This window comes from Modestobacter italicus (assembly GCF_019799965.1).
In the GTDB taxonomy this organism is placed as follows: Bacteria; Actinomycetota; Actinomycetes; order Mycobacteriales; family Geodermatophilaceae; genus Modestobacter; species Modestobacter italicus_A.
In genome coordinates this window covers 154,581-176,504 of the sequence record NZ_JABGCJ010000007.1, presented here as the reverse complement: position 1 = coordinate 176,504, position 21,924 = coordinate 154,581, and the positions used below count along the sequence as shown (strand labels likewise).

22 protein-coding genes and 1 tRNA gene are annotated in these 21,924 nt (G+C 75.0%); 10 read left to right on the top strand and 13 right to left on the bottom strand.

Going from position 1 to position 21,924, the window contains the following annotated elements:
* Window positions 1–44 precede the first annotated feature (44 nt).
* Genes HLA93_RS17400 through HLA93_RS17375 form a run of 6 tightly spaced genes read right to left on the bottom strand, consistent with a single transcriptional unit; the run spans window position 45 to window position 7,351 of the window.
* A complete protein-coding gene (locus HLA93_RS17400; protein WP_222195682.1) occupies window positions 45–1,754 on the bottom strand; it encodes a serine/threonine-protein kinase in 1,710 nt (569 codons plus the stop codon).
* Window positions 1,754–3,199 carry a peptidoglycan D,D-transpeptidase FtsI family protein gene (locus tag HLA93_RS17395; protein ID WP_222195681.1) on the bottom strand — a complete coding sequence of 482 codons (1,446 nt, stop codon included), beginning with the start codon at window positions 3,197–3,199 and terminating at the stop codon, window positions 1,754–1,756. Before HLA93_RS17395 ends, HLA93_RS17400 begins: the two co-directional genes overlap by 1 nt.
* Window positions 3,196–4,614: an FtsW/RodA/SpoVE family cell cycle protein gene (locus tag HLA93_RS17390; protein WP_222195680.1), complete on the bottom strand. Its 1,419-nt coding sequence runs from the start codon at window positions 4,612–4,614 to the stop codon at window positions 3,196–3,198. Before HLA93_RS17390 ends, HLA93_RS17395 begins: the two co-directional genes overlap by 4 nt.
* A 16-nt stretch (window positions 4,615–4,630) precedes the next feature.
* Window positions 4,631–6,046, bottom strand: coding sequence for a PP2C family protein-serine/threonine phosphatase (locus HLA93_RS17385; protein ID WP_222195679.1), 1,416 nt, complete (start codon window positions 6,044–6,046; stop codon window positions 4,631–4,633).
* Window positions 6,043–6,504 (bottom strand): FHA domain-containing protein FhaB/FipA, encoded by a 462-nt coding sequence (locus HLA93_RS17380; protein ID WP_222195678.1) that lies wholly within the window; start codon window positions 6,502–6,504, stop codon window positions 6,043–6,045. Before HLA93_RS17380 ends, HLA93_RS17385 begins: the two co-directional genes overlap by 4 nt.
* A gap of 52 nt (window positions 6,505–6,556) precedes the next feature.
* A complete protein-coding gene (locus HLA93_RS17375; RefSeq protein WP_222195677.1) occupies window positions 6,557–7,351 on the bottom strand; it encodes an FhaA domain-containing protein in 795 nt (264 codons plus the stop codon).
* A 236-nt stretch (window positions 7,352–7,587) separates the two neighbouring features.
* Here HLA93_RS17375 and HLA93_RS17370 point away from each other — a divergent pair.
* Window positions 7,588–7,670: transfer RNA gene (locus HLA93_RS17370), tRNA-Leu, on the top strand.
* Between the two features lie 48 nt (window positions 7,671–7,718).
* Here HLA93_RS17370 and HLA93_RS17365 read toward each other — a convergent pair.
* From HLA93_RS17365 to HLA93_RS17355, 3 genes are all read right to left on the bottom strand, one after another.
* Entirely contained in the window at window positions 7,719–8,768 is a 1,050-nt protein-coding gene (locus HLA93_RS17365) for a hypothetical protein (RefSeq protein WP_222195676.1), read from the bottom strand.
* Complete coding sequence (locus HLA93_RS17360; protein WP_308128205.1) at window positions 8,765–9,424, bottom strand: RNA polymerase sigma factor; 660 nt, start codon at window positions 9,422–9,424, stop codon at window positions 8,765–8,767. Before HLA93_RS17360 ends, HLA93_RS17365 begins: the two co-directional genes overlap by 4 nt.
* Before the next feature lie 96 nt (window positions 9,425–9,520).
* Window positions 9,521–9,994, bottom strand: coding sequence for a DUF1707 SHOCT-like domain-containing protein (locus tag HLA93_RS17355; protein ID WP_222195675.1), 474 nt, complete (start codon window positions 9,992–9,994; stop codon window positions 9,521–9,523).
* 169 nt (window positions 9,995–10,163) lie between these two features.
* Here HLA93_RS17355 and HLA93_RS17350 point away from each other — a divergent pair, with 169 nt between their 5' ends.
* From HLA93_RS17350 to HLA93_RS17340, 3 genes are read left to right on the top strand one after another with little or no spacing between them, the layout of a single operon-like run.
* On the top strand, window positions 10,164–11,099 hold the full coding sequence (locus HLA93_RS17350) for an aldose epimerase family protein (RefSeq protein ID WP_222195674.1): 936 nt from the start codon (window positions 10,164–10,166) through the stop codon (window positions 11,097–11,099).
* 10 nt (window positions 11,100–11,109) lie between these two features.
* Window positions 11,110–11,835 carry an MOSC domain-containing protein gene (locus tag HLA93_RS17345; protein ID WP_222195673.1) on the top strand — a complete coding sequence of 242 codons (726 nt, stop codon included), beginning with the start codon at window positions 11,110–11,112 and terminating at the stop codon, window positions 11,833–11,835.
* Between the two features lie 19 nt (window positions 11,836–11,854).
* Window positions 11,855–12,070, top strand: coding sequence for an RNA-binding S4 domain-containing protein (locus HLA93_RS17340; protein WP_222195672.1), 216 nt, complete (start codon window positions 11,855–11,857; stop codon window positions 12,068–12,070).
* Window positions 12,071–12,175: 105 nt separating this feature from the next.
* Here HLA93_RS17340 and HLA93_RS17335 read toward each other — a convergent pair whose 3' ends face one another.
* On the bottom strand, window positions 12,176–13,246 hold the full coding sequence (locus tag HLA93_RS17335; protein ID WP_308128204.1) for an endonuclease/exonuclease/phosphatase family protein: 1,071 nt from the start codon (window positions 13,244–13,246) through the stop codon (window positions 12,176–12,178).
* Window positions 13,247–13,342: 96 nt separating this feature from the next.
* On the opposite strand from HLA93_RS17335, the gene HLA93_RS17330 reads away from it, so the two are divergent.
* From HLA93_RS17330 to HLA93_RS17320, 3 genes are all read left to right on the top strand, one after another.
* Complete coding sequence (locus HLA93_RS17330) at window positions 13,343–14,947, top strand: CYTH and CHAD domain-containing protein (RefSeq protein WP_222195671.1); 1,605 nt, start codon at window positions 13,343–13,345, stop codon at window positions 14,945–14,947.
* A gap of 52 nt (window positions 14,948–14,999) precedes the next feature.
* Window positions 15,000–16,280 carry a metallophosphoesterase gene (locus HLA93_RS17325; RefSeq protein WP_308128203.1) on the top strand — a complete coding sequence of 427 codons (1,281 nt, stop codon included), beginning with the start codon at window positions 15,000–15,002 and terminating at the stop codon, window positions 16,278–16,280.
* A 215-nt stretch (window positions 16,281–16,495) separates the two neighbouring features.
* Complete coding sequence (locus HLA93_RS17320) at window positions 16,496–17,416, top strand: hypothetical protein (protein WP_222195670.1); 921 nt, start codon at window positions 16,496–16,498, stop codon at window positions 17,414–17,416.
* Between the two features lie 9 nt (window positions 17,417–17,425).
* Here HLA93_RS17320 and HLA93_RS17315 read toward each other — a convergent pair whose 3' ends face one another.
* A complete protein-coding gene (locus HLA93_RS17315; protein WP_222195669.1) occupies window positions 17,426–18,454 on the bottom strand; it encodes an ATP-dependent 6-phosphofructokinase in 1,029 nt (342 codons plus the stop codon).
* 84 nt (window positions 18,455–18,538) lie between these two features.
* Between HLA93_RS17315 and HLA93_RS17310 the strand changes: the two genes are divergently transcribed.
* Window positions 18,539–19,279 carry a GntR family transcriptional regulator gene (locus HLA93_RS17310; protein WP_222195668.1) on the top strand — a complete coding sequence of 247 codons (741 nt, stop codon included), beginning with the start codon at window positions 18,539–18,541 and terminating at the stop codon, window positions 19,277–19,279.
* 42 nt (window positions 19,280–19,321) lie between these two features.
* On the top strand, window positions 19,322–19,651 hold the full coding sequence (locus HLA93_RS17305) for an EthD family reductase (RefSeq protein WP_222195667.1): 330 nt from the start codon (window positions 19,322–19,324) through the stop codon (window positions 19,649–19,651).
* 14 nt (window positions 19,652–19,665) lie between these two features.
* Here HLA93_RS17305 and HLA93_RS17300 read toward each other — a convergent pair whose 3' ends face one another.
* Complete coding sequence (locus HLA93_RS17300) at window positions 19,666–20,775, bottom strand: GAF domain-containing protein (protein WP_222195666.1); 1,110 nt, start codon at window positions 20,773–20,775, stop codon at window positions 19,666–19,668.
* Between the two features lie 110 nt (window positions 20,776–20,885).
* Here HLA93_RS17300 and HLA93_RS17295 point away from each other — a divergent pair, with 110 nt between their 5' ends.
* Window positions 20,886–21,266 carry a hypothetical protein gene (locus tag HLA93_RS17295; protein ID WP_222195665.1) on the top strand — a complete coding sequence of 127 codons (381 nt, stop codon included), beginning with the start codon at window positions 20,886–20,888 and terminating at the stop codon, window positions 21,264–21,266.
* Here HLA93_RS17295 and HLA93_RS17290 read toward each other — a convergent pair.
* Window positions 21,227–21,904 carry an MBL fold metallo-hydrolase gene (locus HLA93_RS17290; RefSeq protein ID WP_308128202.1) on the bottom strand — a complete coding sequence of 226 codons (678 nt, stop codon included), beginning with the start codon at window positions 21,902–21,904 and terminating at the stop codon, window positions 21,227–21,229. The two genes, HLA93_RS17295 and HLA93_RS17290, sit on opposite strands and share 40 nt — an antisense overlap.
* Between the last annotated feature and the right edge of the window lie 20 nt (window positions 21,905–21,924).

Below are 21,924 nucleotides of genomic sequence, written 5' to 3'. Positions count from 1 at the left end.
AATGCCGCCGACCGGCGCGACGCGGGGACCGCGGGACACGTGTGTCACGGGAGTTCTACGACCTCGTCACTCAGTGCGTCACCCGCCGCGCTGCTCGTGGGTGCCTCGGACGTGGGTTCCTCCGAGGCCGGACTGGACGAGCTCGAGGAGGAGCCGCTCGACGAGCTCGACGAGGACGACGAGGAACTGCTCCGCGATGTACTGGACGACGAGACGGAGGACGAGTTGTTGCCCCCGCCGGGCGGTGCTGCGTCGGACTGCTGGCCGCCCGTCGGGGCAGCACTGGTGGCCGCCGGTGCCTCGTCCTCCGGGGCGCCGTCACCGGGCGTGTAGGGGGCGCCGGTGACGTAGAGGACGACGTCGTCGCCGGGCGCCAGCGTGCCCTGCGCCGGGTCGGCGGTGACGACGACGTCCTCGTCGAGCTGCTGGCCGGCGGCGGCGAGCTGCGCGTCGCTGGCGGTCTCCTGCTCGACGTCCAGCCCGAGCCCCTCGAGCACCTGTTGCACGGTGTCGGCGTCGTCGCCGACGTAGGAGGCGACGTCCCAGTCGATCCCGCCGGTGGCGTTCGTGCTCGCCGCCGGTCTGGACGACGGTGCGGTGCTGGTGGCGCTGGGGGCGGCCGTGTCGGTGCGCCCGCCGTCGCCCCCGGAGTTGATGACCACCCATCCGACGACCAGCAGTGCCAGCAGGGCCACGGCGGCACCGGCCCACAGCAGCCGGGTGCGGCGCTGCCGGGCCGGGTCGGGCTGGTCGTCGTCCCAGGTGCCGTCCTCGTCACCGATCGGGCGGCCGTGCAGCGGCGGCATGGTCCGCGGGGCGGTGGTGGGGCTGACCGTGGTGCCGGGGCCGGTGGCCGGGATCATCGTGGTGGCGGTGCCGTCGTCGGCGAACACCTGGGTCATCGCCGTGGGCGGGGGCACCACGCCCCCGGCGGCGACCTGCCGCACCGCGTCGGCGAACGCGCCGCCGTCGGGGAACCGGGCGGCCGGGTCCTTGGCCAGCGCCCGCTCGATCAGCGCCCGCACCTCGCGGGGGACGTCGGCCGGCAGCGGCGGCGGCGGTCGGTTGATCTGCGCCAGCGCGATCGCCACCTGCGACTCGCCGTCGAAGGGCCGGACACCGGCGACGCACTCGTAGCCGAGGACGCCGAGGGAGTAGACGTCCGAGGCGGCGCTGACCACGTGGCCCTGCGCCTGCTCGGGGGAGAGGTACTGGGCGGTGCCCACGACCATGCCGGTGCGGGTCAGCGGCGCGGCGTCCCGGGCGTAGGCGATGCCGAAGTCGGTCAGCTTGACCACGCCGTCGGGGCGGACGAGCAGGTTCCCGGGCTTGATGTCGCGGTGCACCATCCCGGCGGCGTGCGCGGCGGACAGCCCGTCACCGGCCTGGCCGAGCACGTCGAGGGCCTGCTCGGAGGTGAGCCGGCCGCGCTCGGCGAGGATCGTGACCAGCGGCTTGCCCTCGACGAACTCCATGATCAGGTAGGCCAGTCGCTGGCCCTCCTGCGTCGTCTCGCCGTAGTCGTAGACCGAGGCGATGTTGGGGTGCGACAGCGCTGCGGTGTGCCGGGCCTCGTTCCGGAACCGGATGAGGAAGCTGGTGTCGCTGGTGTACTCGCTCTTGAGCACCTTGACCGCGACCGTGCGGCCCAGCGTCCGGTCCCGGGCCTGCCACACCTCGCCCATGCCGCCGGTGGCGATGGGTGCGGTGATCTCGTAGCGGCCGGCCAGCAGGCTGCCCACGCGGACGGCCATCAGCCGCCGCCGCCCAGGTGCGCCTCGATGACCGAGCGGGCGATCGGGGCGGAGGTGTCGCCGCCGGTGCCGCCGCCGTTCTTGACGAACACCGCGACCGCGATCTGCGGGTCCTCGGCAGGGGCGAAGCCGATGAACCAGTTGTGGTCGTCGGCGTCGGTGCCGGTCTCGGCCGTGCCGGTCTTGCCGGCCACGGTGACCCCGCTGATCCGGGCCCGGCGGCCGGAGCCGTTCTCCACGACGCTGGTCATCATCTCGGTGAGCTGGGCCGCGACGTCGTCGGAGATGGGCTCGGCCATCTCCTCGGGGTCGGTCTGGTCGATCACCGTGAGGTCGGGGGCCTGGATGGAGTCGACCAGGAACGGCTTCATCAGTGTGCCGTCGTTGGCGACCGTGGCGGCGATCATCGCGGCCTGCATGGGGGTGAGGGCGACGTCCCGCTGTCCGATGGAGGTCTGGCCGAGGGCCGCGTCGTCCTCGATGTCGCCGATGGTGCTGTCCTCCACCTGGAGCGGGATCTCGAACCCCTCGCCGTTGATGCCGAAGGCCTCGGCCATCGACCGGACGGCGTCCTCGCCGAGGTCGATGCCCAGCTGCGCGAAGGCGGTGTTGCAGGAGATGGTGAGCGCGTCGATGAGCGGCTGCTCCCCGCTGGGGCTGCACGCCGCACCGCCGAAGTTCTCCAGGCCGGTGTTCGTACCGGGCAGGGTGTAGTCCTGCGGCGCCGGGATGACGGTCTCGGGGGTGTAGTCGCCGCTGGCCAGGGCCGCGGCGGAGACGATCACCTTGAAGATGGAGCCCGCCGGGTACCGCTCGGTGATCGCCTGGTTGACCGTGGGCTCGATGCCCTGCTCGTCGAGCTGCTCGGCGTAGGCCCGCATCGCGTCCGGGTCGTGGCTGGACAGCTGGTTGGGGTCGAACGTCGGGGTGCTGGCCAGCGCGAGGACCGCTCCGGTGGAGGGGTCGAGGGCGACGACGGCGCCGGTGACGCCGGCCAGGCCCTCCATCGCCGCCTGCTGGGCCGCGGGGTCCAGGGTCAGCTCGACGTTGCCCCCGGACAGGTCCCGGCCGGTGAAGATGTCGGCCAGCCGGCGGCCGAAGAGCCGGTCGTCGGTGCCGCGCAGCACGTCGTTCTCGGCGCGCTCGATCCCGGTGTTCCCGAAGAGCACCGAGTAGTAGCCGGTGACCGGGGCGTACAGCGGGCCGTCGGCGTAGGTGCGCAGGTAGGTGAGGGAGTTGTCGGTCTCCACCGACGAGGCGATCTCGTTGCCGGCGACCACGATCGCGCCGCGCTGCTGGTCGTACTCCTCGGTGAGCACCCGGGTGTTGCGCGGGTTGTCCCGCAGGTCGTCGGCGCGGATCACCTGGATGACGTTGACGTTGACGATCAGCAGCGTGAACAGCACCAGCACGCTGATGGCGACCTTGCGCAGCGGCGCGTTCACGGCCCCACCACCTCGGTGGGGGCGTCGGTCAGCTTCGCCGGCGTCGGGGCCGGCGGTGCGGCCGGGCGCCGGGCGGCGTCGCTGATCCGCACCAGCAGCGCGACCAGGCCGAAGTTGGCGACCAGCGAGGAGCCTCCGTAGGCGACGAACGGGGTGGTGAGGCCGGTGAGCGGCAGCAGGCCGGTCACGCCGCCGAGGACGACGAAGACCTGCCAGGCCACCGCGAAGGCCAGCCCGGCGGCGAGCAGCTTGCCGAAGCCGTCCCGGACGACCAGGGACGTGCGCAGCCCGCGCTCGACCAGCACCAGGTAGATGACGATCATGGCGACCAGACCGAAGAGCCCGAGCTCCTCACCGATCGCGGCGGCGATGAAGTCGCTCTTGGCCACCGGCACCTGGTCCGGCCGGCCGCCCCCGAGACCGGCCCCGAACAGGCCACCGGTGCCGAGGCTGAACAGCGACTGGACGATCTGGTAGCCGCCCTCGTCGGCGTAGGCGAACGGGTCGAGCCAGGTGTCCACCCGGACCCGCACGTGGCCGAAGGCCTGGTAAGCGATGAACGCCCCGCCGGCGAACAGCAGCAGGCCGATGAACAGCCAGGACGCCCGCTCGGTGGCGATGTAGATCATCACCACGAAGATGCCGAACAGCAGCAGTGAGCTGCCCAGGTCACGCTCGAAGACCAGCACCAGGATCGAGGCCACCCAGGCCAGCAGCACCGGGCCGAGGTCGCGGCCGCGCGGCAGCTCCAGCCCGGCCACCTTGCGGCTGGCCAGGGCCAGGACGTCGCGCTTGTCCACCAGGTAGGCGGCGAAGAAGACGATCAGGCAGATCTTGGCGAACTCACCCGGCTGGATGGAGAAGCCGGCGACGCGGATCCACAGCTTGGCGCCGTAGACCTCCGAGATCGAGGCGGGCAGCACCGCGGGGATCGCCAGCAGCACCAGGCCGACCAGGGCCAGGGTGTAGGCGAACCGGGCCAGCACCCGGTGGTCCCGGACGACGAGCAGCACGGCGATGAACAGCACCAGGCCGACCGTGGCCCACAGCAGCTGGACCGGGGCGTCCTCGCCGGTGGCGCTGGCCCCCACCGTGTTCCCGGAGAGGTCCAGCCGGTGGATCATCACCAGGCCCAGCCCGGACAGCACGGCGATGCACGGCAGCAGCAGCGGGTCGGCGTAAGGGGCCAGCCGGCGGACGACGAGGTGGGCGACCAGCCACAGGCCGGCGAACCAGGTGCCGAAGGTGGCCAGCTCGGTGGTCAGCGACCCGGTCATGGTGAGGTCGACGATGGACTGGGCGACCAGGGTGATCACCACCGCGAACCCGAGCAGCAGCAGCTCGGTGCCCCGCCGGGTCGGCGGGGGTGGGCTGCCGGCCGTCGCGGCGCGGGGGTCGGTCCCGGGGCCGGTCACCGGCTCCGCCCAGCCACTAGTCGGCCTCCCGGCAGTCCACCCCCGGCTCACCGGAACGGGACCGAGCGGTGCCCGTCGCGGAGGCGGTGGTGGTCCCGGTCTCGGTGGGCGCCGCCGAGGTGACGGGGGCGCCGGGGTCGGCGGCGGTCGTCGCGGCGGGGACGCCGGCGGGCGAGCTGGTCGCCGGGCTGCTCGCGCTGGTGGTCGAGCTCGTGGCGGTGCGGCACGGCGGCAGCCGCTGGCCACGGAGGTTGTCCAGGATGCGGTCGGCGTCGGCCCGGTCGTCGGCGGCGATCCCGTCGGTGACCCGGCTGCGCGCGGCCTGGGTCAGGTCGGTGGTGGTGATCCCGGTCGACTCCTCGAGCCGGTACAGCTCCAGGCCGACCAGCGAGGCGTTCAGGCCGCGGAACACGCCGACCTCGTCACCGTCGTCGGTCTCGGACACCCCGACGAACCAGTGGTCCATCACGAACAGGTAGCCGCCGATGGTGGCCGCCCCCAGCACGGCGACCGCGGCCAGCGCGACCAGCGCGGTGCGCAGCGGACGCCGCCGCCGGGGCGGGGGTGACGTGGTGGCCTGCGCCGACGCCGCCGAGGAAGCCTGCGGGTCGGCGAGCGCCGCCCGGCCGGCGGCCGAGCGGCGGTCGACCTCGCGCTGCCCGACGTTGTCTCCGGCCGCGCCGTCGACCACCGGGTCGAGCAGGGCGCCCCGGCCGTCGTCCTCGACGACGTCGGCGACGATGCAGGTGATGTTGTCCGGCCCGCCACTGCGCAGCGCCAGCTCGATCAGCCGGTCGGCGGTGGCCTGCGGGTCGGGGTCGCGCATCGCCTGGGAGAGCGTCTCGTGGCTGACCACCCCGGACAGCCCGTCGGAGCAGAGCATGTAGCGGTCGCCGGCGCGGGCCTCGCGCATCGACAGGTCGGGCTCGACGTCCTGGCCGTTGAGGGCGCGCAGCAGCAGCGAGCGCTGCGGGTGGCTGTTCGCCTCCTCCTCGGTGATCCGGCCGTCGTCGATGAGCGTCTGCACGAAGGTGTCGTCGTGGGTGATCTGGTGCAGCTCGCCGTCGCGCAGCAGGTAGGCGCGGGAGTCGCCGACGTGGCACAGCCCCAGCCGACCACCGGCGAACAGGACGGCGGTGAGCGTGGTGCCCATGCCCTCCAGCTGCGGGGACTCCCGGATCACCTCGCGCAGGTGCTCGCTGCCGTCGAAGACCGCCTGGCGCATCGACTGCAGCAGGTCGCCGGAGGGGGCGTCGTCGTCCAGGTGCTCCAGCGCGGCGATGACCACCTTGCTGGCGACGTCGCCGGCCGCGTGCCCGCCCATGCCGTCCGCGACGGCCAGCAGCCGGGGCCCGGCGTAGACCGAGTCCTGGTTGGTGCCGCGGATGAGCCCGCGGTCGGAGCGGGCCGCGTAGCGGAGGACCAGGCTCATGAACGGAGCTCCAGGACGGTCTGCCCGATGCGGATCGGCTGGCCGGTGCCGACCAGCAGCGGCCCCTGCACCCGCTGCTGGTCGAGGTAGGTGCCGTTGGTGGAGCCGAGGTCCTCGACGTACCACTGGCCGCCGCGGTTGGTGAGCCGGGCGTGCCGGGAGGAGGCGAAGTCGTCGGTGAGCACCAGGGTCGAGTCGTCGGCGCGGCCGACCAGGATCGCCTGCTCGCCGAGGGTGATCCGGGTGCCCGACAGCGGCCCGGCGGTGACCACCAGGTGCCGGGGCCCGCGGGACCCGCGCTTGCGCCCGACCGCGGCCCGGGGCGGCACGGAGGCCACCCGGCCCGGCCGGCCGCCGAAGAGGTCGGCCCGGACGACGCGGAACGCGGCGAATATGAACAGCCACAGCAACGCCAGGAAGCCGAACCGGAACGCCTGCAGCACGATCTCCGAGGTCATGGCGTCACCTCCGCGGCAGAGGGCGTCGCCGGGGCCGGGCCCGGGGGCACGGTCACGCGCCGTCCTGCCGGTAGACCAGCACGGAGTGGCCGATCCGCAGGACGTCGCCGTCGGCGAGCTCCTGGCGCCCGACCCGCCGGCCGTTGACCAGTGTGCCGTTGGTGGAGCCGAGGTCCTCGACGGTGACGGTGCTGCCGGAGAGCTGGACGTCGGCGTGCTTGCGGCTCACCCCGGTGTCCGGGAGCCGCACGTCGGCCTCGGTGCCCCGGCCGAGCACGTTGCTGCCCTGCTCGAGCACGTGCTTGGTGCCCGGCCCGTCGACGACCAGGACGTGGCTGACCCGCTGGCCGGCGCGGCCGACCGCGAGCGGCTCCTGGGCGCCGGTGTCGGTGGCGCCGGCGCGGAGCGGCGGGAGCGGGGGGAGCCCGGGCGGTGGCACCGGCGGGGCGCCGAGGTCCTGTCGGTGGGGGGTGGCGCTGTCGCCGACGTGCGAGGCGACCTCGAAGACGCCGGTGCGCAGCTCGTCGTCGCGCTCCAGCCGGACCTCGATGTCACCGAAGGTCTGGTAGCCCTCGCCCTCGACGTGCTCGGCGACCATGTCGGCCAGCTCACCGGCCAGCTGCTCGGACCACTCGGCGAGGTTGTCGTAGTCGGTGGGGCCCAGGGTCACCACGTAGACGTTGGGTGCCAGCACCCGCCCGCCGCCGAGGACGGAGCGCTGCTCGTCGGCCTCGCGTTGCAGGGCGTGGGCGATCTCGGCGGGGTGCACCTTGCCCTTGAAGACGCGGGCGAACGCCAGCCCGACCATGCCCTCGAGGCGTCGCTCGAAGCGCTGCAGCACACCCACAGTCGCTCCCTCGCGTTCGGCTGACCTCCCACTGCACCTGAGCGCTGATCGTAACCGGGGGAGGGTCGTCGGACCGGTCGGCGAGCGCAGGACGCCCCGGACGATCTCGTCCGTGCCGCGTCGCCGCACCTGTCTACCAGCGCGGGCGCGGGAACGCCGGGAGGGTGCCGTGCGGCGCGCGCCCGGGGGTGGGCGGCGGAGGTGCCCCGGATGGCTGCTACTGTTCTTCCTCGCCAGGGCAAGTGGCGGAATGGCAGACGCGCACGGTTCAGGTCCGTGTGTCCGAGAGGACGTGGGGGTTCAACTCCCCCCTTGCCCACCGGCACGAAGGCCCCCTCCCGATCCGGGAGGGGGCCTTCGTCGTTCCTCAGGGGTTGTGCGTCACCTGCTCGGCGAACTCGAGCACCTGCTCCTGGGTGAACGCGTCGGGCACCTGCAGGACGAACGTGGTCCCGTCGGTGAACTGCGCTTGCAGGTACCAGCCGCGCTGATCCAGGTACCCGGTGTCGACCAGGACCAACTGGGCCGGCCGACCGTGCACGGTCACGTCCAGCTGCGGGCCGATCGCCCCCATGGTGCTGCTGAGCACCTGGTCGGCCGGGACGACGTCCTGCGGCAGCGGGACGTGCACGGTGATCTCCTGCTGCTCGTAGGCGTCGTTGACCAGCGTCAGCACCCGGCCCATCTTGAAGGCCCGCACCGACCAGCCGGCCGGGGCCAGCCCGATGTCGAGGGTGGCCGGCTGCGGTCGGTCGACCATCGACGCGGCGATCTCCAGCACCCGCTCGCGGCTGGCGTAGCGGCCGTACGCGTCGATCGTCACCCACTGGTCGTGGGCCCGTTCCCAGGTCAGCCACGTGTACGAGCGCCGGCTGCAGTCCTCGCCCGGCGAGTCGCCGACGCACCAGTCACGGGAGTACCGCACCAGCTCGGCGCCCTCACCGTCGACGGTGACCTCCTCGGTGGCGGACACCTCGTTCTCCGCAGCGTCGTCCGGTCGCTGCTGCGGCTCGTCGTCGTCGACGTACACCGTGAAGCCGTCCTCTCCGGCCGGGTCGTCGTAGCCGGCGATGGTGGCGCCGTCGCCGTACCCGTCGAACGCCGGTCGCAGGCCGTCGGGCACCGGGTCTAGGGACAGGGGGAAGGTGGGCATGGCGAAGTCGACGAGCGTGACGCTGCCGGCCGGTGTGCCCGGGCCGTCGGGGGCGGCGATGACGACGGCCGCAGTCCAGGCTGCCGCGACGGCGACACCCGCGGCGCCCAGTCGCAGTGTCGTCCGCCGGCTCGGGCGCCGACGGCGGACCGGGTCGGGTCCGGTGATCTCCGTCAGCAGGGCGGCGCGGGCGGCCGAGCGTGCGGCGGAGGACAGGGCCGGGGCCTCGGGCCCGGCCTCACGGAGTGCGGTGAGCTCGTTCATCGGGTCTCCTCCGAGGTGTCGTGGAGCGGGGAGGTGTCCCCGAGGGCGGCGCGGGTCTGTCGGCGGGCACGGTGCAACCGGGAGCGGACGGTGCCGACCGGGACGTCGAGGACGGCGGCGATCTCCTCGTAGGTGAGGTCGCCCCAGGCGAGCAGGAGCAGCGCGTCCCGGTCCCGGGGCTTCAGTGCGGCCAGAGCAGCGGCCAGTGGACCGCGCAACGCCTGGGCGTCGAGCCGGTCGGTCGCGTCGGCGGGGTCGGCGCCGTGCTCCTCCGGCTGCCCGGCCGCCTTTGCCAGCACCCGGTAGCGGCGTCGCTCGGCACGCTGGTGCCCGTGCACGACGTGGGTGGCGATGCCCAGCAGCCAGGGCCGGGCCTCCACGTGGTCAGGGCGGTAGGCCGCGCGGCGGCGGAAGGCGATCAGGAACGTCTCGCTGAGCAGGTCGTCGGCGAGGTCGCCCACCCGGCGGCCGAGGTAGCGGTGGACGGCGGTGGCGTGCCGGTCGAACAGATCGGTGAACTGCCCCGGGTCGGTCACCGACCGGGTGATCAGCTCGGTGTCCGTCGGCAGCGCCGAGGGGAGGGCCCGCAGGAACGCCGGGTCCGGCACGGGGTCGGGGGACCGGCGCGCGGCGGCGTGCACGCGGAGGCCGGACACGGGTGGTGATGTTCCAGCAGCGGAGGGTGGGCTCGTCACACCCCTTCATGGCCGCGCGCGGCGATCCGGTTCACGGGCGTCGGCGCGGGTCGGGCGTCAGCTGGGCAGCGACCGGCGGTCGTCCCCCCGGGCGCCCAGGGTCTGCACGAGCAGGACGGCGCCCCAGGGGCCGATCACCCAGACCGGCCAGGGGTACAGCCAGTCCTGGGTGCCGATCATCGACATCACCCAGATGCCGATGACGATCAGCGCGGTCGTCGCCCAGCTGGCCCAGGCGGCCCGCAGCGACGGAGTGCCGGCCCGCGGCCCGCAGCTGCCGTACCAGCCGTGCCCCCACCAGGGGCTGCCGGCCGCCGGGGTCGAGGCCGGCTGCTCGGCGGTCCTGGCCGGAACGGCCGGCAGGTCGGTGGTCAGCTCGGCCAGCTCGCCGTAGGTGCGGGCCGACCAGGCGCGCGCCAGCCGGTCGTCGTACTCCTCGACGGTCAGCCGGCCGGCTGACATGTGCACGCCCAGGACGTCGGCGACCGCGGACCGGTCGGCGTCGGCGGCGCGCAGGTGGGGCTCGGGCATCGCGGTCTCCTCGGGGTCCGGCGTCCCGTCCAGTCTGTCGAGGGAGGGCTGCCGGAGGCCACTGACGTCTGTCACGAGTCCCGGCTGACGGAGGTCGCCCGGGTTCCACGTGGAACAGCCGGTCGCATCCTGTGGTGAGCTGTCCGGGACGCCGATCCAGGAGGACCGCATGGCACTCGACCACCCGCCCGCCGACCAGCTCTGGCCCCGGACCGAGCCGTTGGACGCCGAGCTCACCGCCGGCGACGCCCGGCTGGCGGTCGACCTGCGCGGCGGCGCGCTGCGCGAGCTCGTGGTCGGCGACTGGCACGTGCTCGACGGGTACCCCGCCGGGACCGTGCCGGCCGGACGGAGGGGTGGCGTGCTGCTCCCCTGGCCCAACCGGCTGCGGGGCGGGCGCTGGTCGTGGCGGGGGCGGGACCTCCAGCTCGACGTGGTGAGCGCCGGGTCGCCCAACGCCGTCCACGGTCTGGTCACCGCTCAGCCCTGGCAGGTGCTGGCGCAGGAGGCGGACGCCGTGACGGTCGGGACGACGATCGAGCCGCGCACCGGCTGGCCGTTCCGGCTGGCCGCCGCGATCGACTACGCCCTCACGGCCGACCGGCTCACCGTGACGGTGCGGGTGCGCAACGCCGGGCACGAGGACGCGCCGTTCGGCGCGGGCATGCACCCGTACTTCCACGTCGGAGCCGACGCCCCCGGGGACGTGTCCGCCGCCGAGCTGACCGTCCCCGCCCGGACGTCGCTGGTGCTGGAGGGCGGCCTCCCGACCGGGGAGCGGCGGCCGTTCGACGGCGCGATCGGCCGGGTGGGGGAGCAGGCGATCGACACCGCGGTGACCGACCTCGTCCGGGACGACGACGGGTGGGCGCGCACCCGGCTCAGCGGTCCGGCCGGCGCCGTGGAGGTCGCCGTGGACGGGGCCTGGACCTGGCTGCAGGTCTACACCGGCGACACGCTCCCGGCCGACCAGCGACGGCGCAGTGTGGCCGTCGAGCCGATGACCTGCCCGGCGAACGCCCTGGCCGACGGGGTCGACCTGCTCGTGCTCGCACCGGGGGAGACCTGGTCGGGCACGTGGACCCTGGGGTGGACGCCGAAGTGAGCAGCCGGGCATGACGGCGCCGCTGCGGGTGCTGGAGGTCTGGCGGTTCCCGGTGAAGTCGCTGCTCGGGGAGCGCCTGGACCGCGCGGAGCTGGGCCCCGAGGGGGTGGCCGGGGACCGCGGCTGGGCGCTGTTCGACGTCACGACCGGGTTCGGGCTGACCGCGCGCCGGGTGCCCGAGCTGCTGTTCGCCGCCGGCCGCTCGCGGGGCGACGGGACGGTCGAGGTGGTGCTGCCCGACGGCACGGTCACCAGTGACGACGACGTCCTCTCCGACTGGGCCGGGCGGCGGGTGGCCCTGCGCCCGGCAGCGGCGGTGGGTGGTGAGCGGCGGTACGAGGACCCGGCCGACCCCGACGACGAGGCGGGCCGGTGGGACCCGTTCTCCGGAGCCGGCGGCGCCTTCCACGACAACGCTGACGCCCGGGTGACCCTGCTGTCCACCGGCACGCTGGGTGGCTGGGACCGGCGGCGGTTCCGGGCCAACGTCGTCCTGGCCGGTGCGGGGGAGGACGACCTGGTCGGCACCCGGGTGGGGGCGGGCAGCGCGGAGCTCGACGTCGTCGGCCGGGTGCCCCGCTGCGTGATGACCACCCGGCCGCAGGCCGGGGGGATCGGCCGGGACACCGGGGTGCTCAAGACCGTCCACCGGGAGCGCGGCGGTGCGCTGGCGGTCGGTGCCCTGGTCGCCCGGCCGGGGGTCCTCGCGGTGGGCGACGTGCTGCGCCCGGTGTGAGGCGGGGAGGATCGTCGGCGTGCGCACCATCGAGCTCCGCTCCGGCGAGGAGACCATCCGGCTCGGCCAGCTGCTCAAGCTGGTCGACGCCGTGCCCACCGGCGCCCAGGTGAAGGACGTGCTCACCGCGGGGGAGGTGCAGGTCAACGGCGAGCCCGAGGAGCGCCGTGGCCGGCAGCTCCGCCGTGGTGACGTGGTCTCCGTCGACGGCCAGGACGACGTCCGGATCGGGTGAGCCGGTCAGCAGGCGCGTGCGCTGGGTGACCCCGCGCCGGGTGAGGTCTTGTTCACCCAGATGTCACCCGACCGAGGTGCAGACGGCCGATCGGTGGGCACCGTGTCACTGCCCGGGCGGCGGTGGCGCGGAACCCGCCGCCCGGGACACACTTCCCGCCCCGGAGCCCAGGGTGGCCGGCAGCCGGAGGTCGGCGACCAGCGCGCGGTGGTCGGTCCCGGCCACGTGCACGACGTCCAGCGAGCGCACCTCGATCCGCGGGTCGACCAGCACGTGGTCCAGCGTCAGCCGCGGCCACGACACCCGCATCGGTGACCAGGTCGAGCGCAGGCCCTGACCGGTGGCGAGCCCGGCGTCGACCCAGCCCCGGCTCAGCAGCGCCCGGAACGACGCGTGGTCCGGCGTCGCGTTGAGGTCGCCGGCGACCACCCGCAGGACGTCGTCCGTGGGCTCGGGCAGCAGCCGCAGGTCGGCCTGCCAGCGGGCCACCTGGGCCCGCGACCGGGCCGGGGGGTGGGTGTGGGCGGCGGTCAGCTCGACGTCCGGTGCGCCCGGCACGGCCAGCCGGACCGCGGGCTGGCCGAAGCGGCCGGGCACGACCGACCGGTGCAGCACCTCCAGCCGGGTCCACAGCGCACCGCCGGCCCCCGCCGGCTGTCCCTCGCCGGCCGGGACGACGTGCCCGGCGGGGAGGCGGTCGGTGACGCCGGCGTCCAGCAGGCCGTGCACCGCCTCCGGGGTCACCTCCATCAGCGCGAGCACGTCGGCGTCGTGCCGGGTGGCGAGGGCGACGGCCGCGGCCGGGTCGGCCCGGCCGTGCAGCATGTTCAGCGAGACCACGCGCAGCCCCGGGCCGTCCGCGCGTGCCGCGGCCGGCGCCGGCCGGGTCCGTCGCAGGACGGCGGAGCCCAGCACCGCCGCGGAACCGGCGGCGACCGCCGTCGCGGCGCGCGACCGGGTCAGCACCGCGGCGGCGAGCGGCAGGACGCTGCTGGCCGCGGCGTAGGGGGTGAAGGCCAGCGCGGGGACCAGCGGGAAGCCGCGCTCCGCGCCGGCCGCCCGGACCGCCGCCCAGGCGGCCCAGGGCGCGGAGAGGGCGAGAGCGGACCAGCGGGTGCGGGGTGCGGGTGCGTCGTCCATCACCTCCAGCCTCCCCGCCGGGAGTCCGCTGCTCACCGCCGGGTGCGCCGTTCACCTGCGTGGGGTAGGACGGAGGGTCACAGCGGGCCGGCCGAGAAGGTGCCGGCCGGCGCGGACGAGGAGTTGCTGCTGGTGGCTGTCGAGCATCTGGAGATCGAGCGCAAGTACGACGTCGAGGAGGCGTTCGGACTGCCCGAGCTCACCGGACTGCCCGGGGTGGCGGAGGTCCGCGGACCCGTGGAGCACCTCCTGGAGGCCGCCTACTACGACACCGCCGACCTGCGGCTGGCCCGGGCCCGGGTCACCCTGCGTCGCCGGACCGGCGGCACCGACGCCGGCTGGCACGTGAAGCTGCCGGCCGTCGCCGGCAGCCGCCGCGAGCTGCACTCGCCCGCCGGCCGGGCCGCGAAGACCCCGCCCAAGGCCGTGCTGGAGCCGGTGCTGGGCATCGTGCGGCGCGCACCCGCGACCCAGGTGGCGTCGCTGCGCACCCGTCGCCTGGTCACCGAGCTGGTGGACGCCGAGGGCCGGGTGCTGGCCGAGGTCGCCGACGACCACGTGACGGGGACGGCGCTGCCCGCCGAGCCCGGCGACGCCGCGGTCGTCACCACGTGGCGGGAGGTCGAGGTCGAGCTGGTCGACGGCGACGAGGAGCTGCTCGCCTCCGTGGCCGAGCGACTGCTGGACGCCGGTGCCCGGCCGGCGACGGCCGCGTCGAAGCTCGGCCGGGTGCTGGCCGACCGGCTGGGCGCACTGACCGGCCCGTCGACCGCCTTCCCGGCCGCCGAGCCGGCCACCGGGAAGAAGGCGAAGAAGGGCAAGAAGGACAAGGGCAAGAAGCAGAAGGGGGAGCGCGGGCGCACCTCCTCGGCACCCGCCGGCGAGGTCGTCCGGGCCGCGCTGGACCTGCAGGTGCAGGCGCTGCAGGACGCCGACCTGATGGTGCGCACCGGGCAGCCCGACGGCGTGCACCAGGTGCGGGTCGCCTGCCGCCGGCTGCGCAGCACGCTGGCCGCCTTCCGCCCGGTGCTCGACCGCACGCAGACCGACCCGTTGCGCCAGGAGCTGGCCGAGGTCGGCTCGGCGCTCTCGCCGGCCCGGGACGCCGAGGTGGCCCTGGCCCACCTGCGTGCACTGGTCGACGAGCAGCCGCCGGAGCTGGTGATCGGCCCGGTGGCCGCCCGTCTGCAGCAGGCGGCGATCAAGGACGAGCAGGCCGGCGACGCCGGCGCCCGCAAGGTGCTGAGCAGCCCGGCCTACCTGCAGCTGCGGGACGACCTCGAGGGGCTGGTCGCCGAGCCGCCGCTGACCGAGGACGCCGCCCGGCCCGCCGACGAGGTGCTGCGGGAGGTGCTGGCCCGCACCGCCCGCCGGCTGCGGCGCAGTGTGGAGGCGGCCCAGGACTCCGACGACCCGGAGGCGCTGCACGACGTCCGCAAGGCCGCCAAGCGGCTGCGGTACACCGCCGACGCGGCCGTGCCGGTGCTCGGCCGCCCGGTCGCGGAGCTGGTGAGCGCGCTCAAGGGCGTGCAGACCGTGCTGGGCGACCGGCAGGACACCTTCGTCACCCGGCCGCTGTGCCGCGAGATGGGCCTGCAGGCCGCCGCCGCGGGGGAGAACGCCTGGACCTGGGGGCGGCTGCACGCTCTGGAGGAGGCCCGCTCGGACCAGGCCGAGCGGGAGTTCTGGCTGCGCTGGCCGGGGCTGCGCCCGGTGCTGAAGGCGGCGACGGCATAGCGTCTGACCTCCGCCACCAGCTGCCGAGGAGCACCCCCTGTCCCTGATCGCCGTGCTCGGGTTCGGTGCCGTCGTCCTGCTGGCCATGCTGCTGCTGCACGGCTACGTGTGGTGGCGGCTGGTCCGCGGCACCACCCGGCCGGGTCGGGTGCGGCGCCGGCTGACCGTGCTGACGGTCCTCCTGGCCTTGCTGCCGACCGTGGCTGTGGTGCTGCGCGGGGAGGTGCCGCCGGCGGTGGCCACCCCGCTGGACTGGGTGGGCTACACCTGGCTCGGCGTGGTGTTCTACCTGTTCCTGGCGGTGCTGGCGACCGAGCCGATCCGGCTGGTCGCCGCGCTGGCGCGGCGCCGGCGCCGTCCGGCGGAGACCGCGGGCGGGGCCGACGCCGCCGTCCTGGACGCCCGGGACGACGCGGACCGCCCCGATCCGGACGGCGACGTCGCAGCTGTGGACGCCGACCGGGAGCGCTCGGTCTCCCGGCGGCTGTTCCTGGCCCGGACGCTGGCCGTCGGGGCGGGCGCGGTGGCCGTGGGCACCGCGGGCACCGGCGTCGTGCTCGCCAACTCCGCCCCCGTCGTCCGCCGCGTCCCGATCCACCTCCCCGGGCTGGACCCCGCGCTGGCCGGGCTGCGGATCGTCACCTTCTCCGACGGCCACCTGTCGGCGACCTACGGCGGGCGGCGCTTCGAGCGGGTGGTGGAGACGGTGAACGCCCAGCGCCCGGACGTCGTGGCGATCGTCGGCGACCTGGTCGACGGCGACGTCGACGAGCTGCGCGAGGACGTGGCCCCGCTGGCCGACCTGGTCAGCGAGCAGGGCGTGTTCTTCGTGACCGGCAACCACGAGTACTTCGTGGACACCCAGGCGTGGATGCGGCACCTGCCCACGCTCGGGGTGGACGTGCTGCGCAACGAGCGGGTGGCGATCGGCCGGGCCGGGGCCACGTTCGACCTGGCCGGCATCGACGACCGGGTCGCGGCCGACTCCGGCGTCCCCGGTCACGGGGCCGACCTGGACGCCGCGCTCGACGGCCGGGACGACGCCACGCCGCTGGTCCTGCTGGCCCACCAGCCGGTGATGGTGGAGCAGGCGCGGGCGGCGGGGGTCGGTCTGCAGCTGTCCGGGCACACCCACGGCGGGCAGCTGTGGCCCTTCGACTACGCGGTGCTGCTGGACCAGCCGGCGGTCGAGGGCTGGTCGACCCAGGGCGACACCCAGCTGTACGTGACCGCCGGCGCCGGGTACTGGGGGCCGCCGATGCGGGTCGGTGCCCGTCCGGAGGTCACGGTGATCGAGCTGCAGCCCGGCGATCCGGTGCGGCCGCCGTCCTGAGCCGCTGTCCTGAGCCGCCGTCCTGAGGCGCGGACCGGCGCTGGGGTGGTGAGCGGGGGCCGGGCACTGCGGGGTCAGGGCGGTGCCCGGCCCACTCTGGTGCGTGGCGACAGGCCGGGTGCCGCGCCCGCGAGGTCCCCCGCGCCTCGCGACCGCGGCGAGAGGTTGGTACCTGCCTGATGTGGCCACGACGTGGCCGTGCGGGGGGCGGGGCCATGTCAGGGGAGGTCGGCGACCGGACGGTCGGTGTGCGGTGGGCCGGGGAGCGGCTGACCGAGCTGCTGGGCGAACCGCGGTACCGCCGTCGCTGGCAGCGGTACAGCAGCGTGCGGCGCGGGGCGCTGCCGCGGGCTGCGGTGGCCGCGGTGCTGGCCGCCCACCTCGTCGAGACCGGTGAGGTGGGCTGGGAGCACCGGCCGCGCAGTCTGGAGAACCGCGTCGGGCGGGCGCTGAACGGTGACCGGCTCTCCGACCGCACGCTGGAGCTGTTCGTCGCCGCCTTCGAGATGGCCGACGAGCACGCCGAGGAGCTGCGGGCGCTGCGCCGCGGCCACCCGGTGGGCGGCCGCCTGGTGGTGGCCAGTGCCCTCGACGGGGAGCGTCCGATGCCGCGGCGCACCGTGCGCACGCTCCAGGTCGCCGAGCACCACGAGGTCGGCGCCGACCGCTCACCCCGGCTGCACGTCACCCGGCAGCTGCTGGAGGCGGTGGAGGCGACCGACCGGCACCACTACGTCTTCGACACCGACCACGCGGCGGTGTCCGTGGTGACCGGTGGGACGCCGGTCACGGCGTTCCGGGTGGCCGGGACGCCGTTGTGCGTGGTGGAGATCCTGCTGGACGAGGTGCTGCTGCCCGGCCAGACGACCCACCTGGAGTACCGGACCTCTTTCGCCTACCCCGAGCCACCGGCCCCGGAGTTCCGGCGGGGGGTCTCCGCCGGTGTCCGGCACCTGGCGCTCACCGTCCGGTTCGACCCCGCGGCCGTGCCCGGTGCGGTGCTGCGGGCGCGGTGGGACGGGGTGGACGCCACCGAGCCGGCCGAGGAGCACCCGGTGCAGCTGGTCGGCGGCCAGACGTCACTCGCCGTGGTCCCGGACGCCGCCTGCGTCCTCGGGTGGCGGTGGCGGTGGTGAGGTCGACCGTCAGCCGGTGAACGCCTTCGTCTCGGCCAGCCGGGACGGGGGCACCGTCTTGAGCTCGGCGACGGCCTCGGCCAGCGGCACCAGCCCGATCTCGGTGCCGTGCAGCGCGACCATGTTGCCGATGTGACCCTCGTGGGCGGCGATGGTGGCGTGCAGCCCGAAGCGGGTGGCCAGCACCCGGTCGAACGAGGTCGGGGTGCCACCCCGCTGCACGTGACCGAGCACCGTCGTCCGGACCTCCTTGCCGGTGCGCCGCTCCAGCTCCTCGCCCAGCTGCTGGGCGACGCCGGTGAACCGGCGGTGGCCGAACTCGTCGAGGCCGCCGTCGCGCAGCGGCATGGTGCCGGGCTTCGGGGTGGCGCCCTCGCTGATCACGCCGATGACGTGCCGGTGGCCGCGGTCGAACCGGGCGGTCACCAGCTCGCAGACCTCCTCGATGTCGAAGGGCTGCTCGGGGGTGATCGTGAGGTGCGCCCCGGAGGCCAGGCCGGCGTTCAGCGCGATCCAGCCGGCGTGCCGCCCCATGACCTCGACCAGCAGCACCCGCTGGTGCGACTCGGCGGTGGTGTGCAGCCGGTCGATCAGGTCGGTGGCGATGCTGACCGCGGTGTCGAAGCCGAAGGTCAGGTCGGTGCCGTGGATGTCGTTGTCGATCGTCTTGGGCACGCCGACGACCGGGACCCCCTCGGAGGCCAGCCACGCGGCGGCGGTGAGCGTCCCCTCGCCGCCGATCGGCACCAGCACGTCGACCCCGTGGGCGTCGAGCACCTCGCGCATCCGGCCCAGACCGTCGCGGATCTTCTGCGGTGCCACCCGGGCCGAGCCGAGGATGGTGCCCCCGCGGGTGAGGAGGTTGTGGACGAGCGGCCGGTCCAGGACCATGGCGTCGTCCTCGAGCAGGCCGCGCCAGCCGTTGCGGAACCCGACGACGGTGCTGCCGTACTCCTTCTCGGCGGTGCGGACGACGGACCTCAGAACGGCGTTCAGGCCGGGGCAGTCGCCACCGCCGGTCAGCACTCCGATGTGCACTGGCTCTCCTCCGGACGAGGGGTCGGGCAGCTGAACCGTACGTCATGACGTCTAGACGTCTCCTGGTGCAGTACCTTTCTGGGCGTGGCGAGTTCGGAGGCGGGGCCCAAGTACCTCGCCGTACGCGAGGCGCTCCGCCGCCGGGCGTCCGCGCTGCCCGAGCACACCCTCCTCCCTCCCGAGCCGGTGCTGTGCGCCGAGTACGGCGTCAGCCGGATCACCCTGCGCCGCGCGGTGGACGGGCTGGTCGCCGACGGGCACCTCGTCCGTGAGCAGGGCCGGGGCACCTTCGTGAGCCGGCCGGGCATCCGGCACGAGTACCGGGAGAGCTTCGTCCACCGGATCGCCGGGTTCCACTCGGTGATGACCGAGCAGGGCGCGCAGGTCGGCACCACGGTGCTGGGCCAGCGGGTGGTGCCGGCCGCCCCGGCGATCGCCGCCGAGCTGTCGATCGGCACCGCCGAGGACGTCGTGGAGCTGGTCCGGCTGCGCAGCGTCGACGGGCTGCCCAACCACGTGGTGCGCAGCTTCCTGGCGGCCGACCGGTACCCCAAGGCCGCCACCGAGGACTTCGGCCACGGGTCGCTGTACGAGTTCCTGCGCCGGGAGTACCACGCCGATCTGGCGCACGCCCGGCTCGTCGTCGACGTCGGCACCGCGGCCAGCGACGAGGCCGACGTCCTCGACGTGATCGTGGGCTCGCCGCTGCTGGTCGTCCGCACCACCGTCCGGGACACCTCCGGCCACCCGCTGGTGCACTCCTTCTCCCGGCTGCGCCCCGACGTCAGCCAGGTCGAGTTCGAGGTCTCCGTCGGCGGTCGCTGACCGGCAGGGGTGCGGTCCGGGCCACCGGGTAGTCAGCCGCCCATGACGGTCAGCTTCTTCGCGCTCTACCAGACCCCCGACGACCCGGCCGACTTCGAGGAGAAGTACTTCGGCTCCCACGTGCCGCTGGTCGAGAAGACCCCCGGGCTGGTGGAGAACCGGGTCCACCGGGTGCGCCGGCAGATCGTGGGCAAGCCCGCCTACCACCTGCTGGCCGAGCTGGTCTTCGAGTCGGACGAGGCGATGCGGGCCGCCTTCGCCTCCCCCGAGTGGGCGGCCAGCGGCCAGGACCTGCGGGAGTGGGGCGGCATGGACCTGGTGACCATGTTCTCCGCCGAGCCGCACGGCCCGGGGCCCGCCGACCCGAGCTGACCGGCCCGGCCGGGTCAGGCGGAGTCGCGCGCCGGCGGCACGGCGCCCAGCCGGAGCCGCTGCTGACGCAGCAGCACCCGGTCCAGCGCGTGCCCGACGTGCCGGCCCAGGTCGCCGGCGACGGCCAGCAGCGCCGGGTCGAGCTCACGGCGCTGGGCCCAGGCCACCAGCAGACCCGCCTCCGACGACTGCTGCCCGAGCAGCAGCGGCACCGCCAGCGCCGTCTCGGTGCCGGCCGGCAGCCCCGACAAGGAGGACCCCTCCTCCGGCGTGCCGACCGGCACGAGCCGCCGCTCGCGCATCGCGACGGTGAGCGGGTGTGGGTCGGAGAGCTGGTGGACGGCGACCTGCACCGGTGACGGCGGGCTGCCCGGGGTGACGGCCCAGACCCGTACGTCCGGGCAGTCGCCGTCGGCGGTCCCCAGCAGCGCCGCGGTGGCGCCCAGCGGGGAGCGGAGGTCGCGGTCGACGCAGCGCAGCAGCTCGGACACGGTCTCCACCGTCAGCAGGGCCTCGCCGAGCCGGGCCACCAGCCGGGTGCGGTCGGCCTCCGCCTCCGCCTCGACGAACGCGGCCCGGGCGCTGTCAGCGGCCACCCGGGCAGCTGCGGCGTCCCGCAGGGCGGCGGCCCGCGCCTCGCGCTCGGCCAGCTCGACGGCCCGCACCTGCAGCTGCCGGGAGCCCTCGTCGGCCAGCCCGCGCAGCACCGCGAGCTCCGGCCCCGTCCAGTCCCGGGGGGCGGTGTCCAACGCGCACAACACGCCGGTGGGCCGCCCGCGCACGTCCCACAGCGGCATCCCCGCGTAGGCGATGACCCCCAGCTCGCGGACCGCCGGGCCGTCGCCGAACTCGGGGTCCTGCCGGGCGTCCCGGAGCACCAGCGGGCTGCCGGTCGCCGCGACCCGCTGGCTCATCGAGTTGCTCAGCGGCATCGACCGCCGGGTGGCCCACGGCTCGGCGACCCCGTGGGCACCCGGGAACACCTGGCCGCCCTTGGAGACCAGCACGACGAGCGCGCGGGGCACCCGCAGCCGGTCCGCCACGGTCCGGGCCAGCTGGTCGAAGCCCTCGTCGGCGCGCGCCGGGAGGGCGGCCCAGGTGGGCAGCTCGTAGGCAGTGGTCACCGTCGCCTCGCCCCCTGTGTCGCCGTCGGTGTGGCCGGCGGGCCGCCGGTCAGCTCACCCGTTGGGAGCAGGTCGATGCTGTCAGACTCCGGGGGCGATGTCCGGCTCCGATGGGGGACGACGTGGAGCAGTTGCAGCCAGCACCACCGACCGGCGTCCGCACGGTGGTCGCCGACCGCGCCGTCACCAGCCTCTTCCAGCCGATCGTCGAGCTGGACAGCGGGCGGGTGGTCGCCTACGAGGCGCTCGCCCGCGGGGCCGGAGGGAACGAGTGCCACCTGACCCCGGTGGCCGACGCGCCGGGCACCGTCGTCCAGTACATCGGGATCCAGACCGACGTGACCGACCGTGTCACCGCCGAGCGGGCGCTGGTGACCGAGCAGGACCGCCGCCGCAGCTACGCCGCCCGGCTGGCCGAGCTCGACGACCGGCTCGCCGGCGGTGCACGGTCTCAGACGTCGATGGACTCGCCCGGGGCCAGGCGCGCGTAGGGGGTCGGCTGACCGGGGCCGCGTTCGCCGAACAGCCCGGCGAGCAGCCCCAGGCCGGTGTCGTTGAGCAGCCCGTCGTGCACGGCCAGGGCGCGCTCGGCCCGCACCTGGCGCAGGTAGTCGATCAGCTCGGCCGTCTTGGACCACGGCGCGTGCGCCGGCAGCAGGAGGGTGGGAACGGGCACCTCCGGCACGGTCAGCGCATCGCCGGGGTGGAACACCTCCCCCTCGACGAGGAAGCCGACGTTGCGCACCCGCGGGATCTCCGGGTGGATCACCTCGTGCCACTCGCCGTGCACGGTCACCTCGAAGCCGGCGGCGGTGAAGGCGTCCCCGGCGCCGACCACGTGCACCCGGCTGCCCAGCCCGGCCAGCTGGGCGGCGACGGAGGAGTTGGTCCACAGCTCCAGCGCCGGGTCGGCGTCCAGCGCGGCGCGCACCCGGTCGGCGACGAAGTGGTCGGCGTGCTCGTGGGTGACCAGCAGCGCCGAGGCGCCGGCCCAGGCGTCGTCCGCGGTGAACGCGCCGGGGTCGACGACCAGGCGGCGGTCGCCCTCGGACAGGACGACACAGGCGTGTCCGTGCTTGGTGAGCTGCACCAGGGCCTCCTCAGGGGCGGTGGGACGTCGCTGCTGCACGCTGCCACGCCGGCCGTGAA